Origin of the sequence: Pseudoalteromonas phenolica, from assembly GCF_005876835.1 — a bacterium.
GTDB classification, from domain to species: domain Bacteria; phylum Pseudomonadota; class Gammaproteobacteria; order Enterobacterales; family Alteromonadaceae; genus Pseudoalteromonas; species Pseudoalteromonas phenolica_B.
Window position 1 is genome coordinate 1 of sequence record NZ_PPSW01000037.1, and the last position, 1,584, is coordinate 1,584.

1 rRNA gene is annotated in these 1,584 nt (G+C 52.4%); it reads right to left on the bottom strand.

The window, feature by feature from the left end:
• Positions 1 to 40: 40 nt before the first annotated feature.
• Positions 41 to 1,573: ribosomal RNA gene (locus tag C1E24_RS19215) — 16S ribosomal RNA — on the bottom strand.
• Positions 1,574 to 1,584: the final 11 nt, after the last annotated feature.

Genomic DNA, 1,584 nt, shown 5'->3' on the forward strand with positions numbered 1-1,584 from the left:
CATCTGTGTGGACACTACGAACAAATCTGTTCTAAATCGTTAAGGAGGTGATCCAGCCCCAGGTTCCCCTAGGGCTACCTTGTTACGACTTCACCCCAGTCATGAATCACTCCGTGGTAAGCGCCCTCCCTAAGGTTAAGCTACCTACTTCTGGAGCAACCCACTCCCATGGTGTGACGGGCGGTGTGTACAAGGCCCGGGAACGTATTCACCGCGGCATTCTGATCCGCGATTACTAGCGATTCCGACTTCATGGAGTCGAGTTGCAGACTCCAATCCGGACTACGACGCACTTTAAGTGATTCGCTAACTCTCGCGAGCTTGCAGCACTCTGTATGCGCCATTGTAGCACGTGTGTAGCCCTACACGTAAGGGCCATGATGACTTGACGTCGTCCCCACCTTCCTCCGGTTTATCACCGGCAGTCTCCTTAGAGTTCCCGACCGAATCGCTGGCAACTAAGGATAGGGGTTGCGCTCGTTGCGGGACTTAACCCAACATCTCACAACACGAGCTGACGACAGCCATGCAGCACCTGTATCAGAGTTCCCGAAGGCACCAAACCATCTCTGGTAAGTTCTCTGTATGTCAAGTGTAGGTAAGGTTCTTCGCGTTGCATCGAATTAAACCACATGCTCCACCGCTTGTGCGGGCCCCCGTCAATTCATTTGAGTTTTAACCTTGCGGCCGTACTCCCCAGGCGGTCTACTTAATGCGTTAGCTTTGGAAAAGTTGTCCGAAGACCCCAGCTCCTAGTAGACATCGTTTACGGCGTGGACTACCGGGGTATCTAATCCCGTTTGCTCCCCACGCTTTCGTACATGAGCGTCAGTATTGACCCAGGTGGCTGCCTTCGCCATCGGTATTCCTTCAGATCTCTACGCATTTCACCGCTACACCTGAAATTCTACCACCCTCTATCATACTCTAGTTTGCCAGTTCGAAATGCAGTTCCCAGGTTGAGCCCGGGGCTTTCACATCTCGCTTAACAAACCGCCTGCGTACGCTTTACGCCCAGTAATTCCGATTAACGCTCGCACCCTCCGTATTACCGCGGCTGCTGGCACGGAGTTAGCCGGTGCTTCTTCTGTAAGTAACGTCACAGCTAGCAGGTATTAACTACTAACCTTTCCTCCTTACTGAAAGTGCTTTACAACCCTAAGGCCTTCTTCACACACGCGGCATGGCTGCATCAGGCTTGCGCCCATTGTGCAATATTCCCCACTGCTGCCTCCCGTAGGAGTCTGGACCGTGTCTCAGTTCCAGTGTGGCTGATCATCCTCTCAAACCAGCTAGGGATCGTCGCCTTGGTGAGCCATTACCTCACCAACTAGCTAATCCCACTTGGGCTAATCTAAGGGCGAGAGCCGAAGCCCCCTTTGGTCCGTAGACGTTATGCGGTATTAGCAGTCGTTTCCAACTGTTGTCCCCCACCCTAAGGCATATTCCCAAGCATTACTCACCCGTCCGCCGCTCGTCATCTTCTAGCAAGCTAGAAATGTTACCGCTCGACTTGCATGTGTTAGGCCTGCCGCCAGCGTTCAATCTGAGCCATGATCAAACTCTTCAATTAAAAGTTTTTTG